The organism is Pseudonocardia hispaniensis, assembly GCF_042658695.1.
In the GTDB taxonomy this organism is placed as follows: Bacteria; Actinomycetota; Actinomycetes; order Mycobacteriales; family Pseudonocardiaceae; genus Pseudonocardia; species Pseudonocardia hispaniensis.
Genome location: NZ_JBHSQW010000034.1, coordinates 216,957 through 218,236, shown reverse-complemented (window position 1 = coordinate 218,236; position 1,280 = coordinate 216,957). Strand labels below are relative to the sequence as shown.

General features: G+C 70.5%; 2 protein-coding genes. One reads left to right on the top strand and one right to left on the bottom strand.

The annotated features are described in order from the left end of the window. Window positions 1-83 precede the first annotated feature (83 nt). Window positions 84-677, bottom strand: a complete 594-nt coding sequence (locus ACFQE5_RS16975) for a CDP-alcohol phosphatidyltransferase family protein (RefSeq protein WP_379586276.1) — start codon at window positions 675-677, stop codon at window positions 84-86. Window positions 678-754: 77 nt separating this feature from the next. Here ACFQE5_RS16975 and ACFQE5_RS16970 point away from each other — a divergent pair, with 77 nt between their 5' ends. Then, window positions 755-1,276: an OsmC family protein gene (locus ACFQE5_RS16970; protein ID WP_379586274.1), complete on the top strand. Its 522-nt coding sequence runs from the start codon at window positions 755-757 to the stop codon at window positions 1,274-1,276. Window positions 1,277-1,280: the final 4 nt, after the last annotated feature.

The window sequence follows — 1,280 nt, the reverse complement described above, 5'->3', positions numbered from 1 at the left end:
TACAGGTGCAGACACACACTCCACCGGATGATCAATCAGCGCTCGCCACTACCACAGTCACCACGCCGAGTGACCACGAGGTTTCACAACACTCTCTCAGCCGGAGTGCGCAACGCCAGGACGAACTGGGCCAGGTAGAGCAGCCCGGACCACAGGTACAGCGCGACCCCCCAGGCCGCGAAGGCGTACCCGAACGGCAGGGCGAGCTCGGCGAACCATCCGCTGCCCTGCCCGACCAGCAACAGTGGGAACGCGTAGAGCAGCTGGAACGTCGCGGCCTTGCCGACGTAGGTGACCACGAACGGGCCGTAACCGCGGCGACGCAGCACCGGCAGGCACAACCCGAGCACCAGGTCGCGGCCGACGAGCACGATCACCACCCACCACGGCACGACCTCCCGAACCCCGAGCGCGAGGAGCGCCGCGAGGATGTAGAGCCGGTCCACTGCCGGGTCGAGCATCGCGCCGAGCCGGGAGTACTGTCCGAGCAGTCGGGCGAGCTTGCCGTCGAGCCAGTCGCTGACCCCGCCCGCCACCAGGACGACGAGCGCCCACCCATCGGCCCGCGGCCCGAGCAGCAGATACAGGAACAGCGGCACCCCAGCCAGCCGCAGGACGCTCAGCGCGTTCGGGATGGTCACCACCCGATCGGTCTGAGTGCTCGGCGCATCGGCCACGTCGGCAGCCTACGACGGGTCCTCGCGAGCGGACCCACCGCTCACCCGGCGGTGCCGGCAGGAGCACGATGACGCCCATGGACGCTGAGTCGCTGAAGGACCTGCAGGCCCCGCTCAAGGCCCGCTACCGGGACGACCCGGGATCGGCGCTGGTGACGCTGCGGGCCGACGGCGAGTTGGACGGAACCGGCATCGCCTGCCGGGTGCGGACCGCGACGGCGCTGGCCGAGGCCGGTCTGCACCCCGCAACCGGCGGTGACGGCACGCAACTCTGCTCGGGCGACATGCTGCTCGAGGCGCTCGTCGCCTGCGCGGGAGTGACCCTGCGGGCCGTCGCGACGGCGCTGTCGATCCCGGTGAGCGGACGGGTGCACGTCGAGGGGGATCTCGACTTCCGGGGCACGCTGGGGGTCGACAAGGAGGCGCCGGTCGGGTTCCGTGACATCCGACTGACGTTCACGCTCACGACCGACGCCGACGCCGAGCAGATCGCAACGCTGATCACGCTCACCGAGCGCTACTGCGTGGTGCTGCAGACCCTTCGGTCAGGGCCGGGCACCGAGGTCTCGGTCGCGGTGAACGGGAGCGCGCCCAGCTAGACCC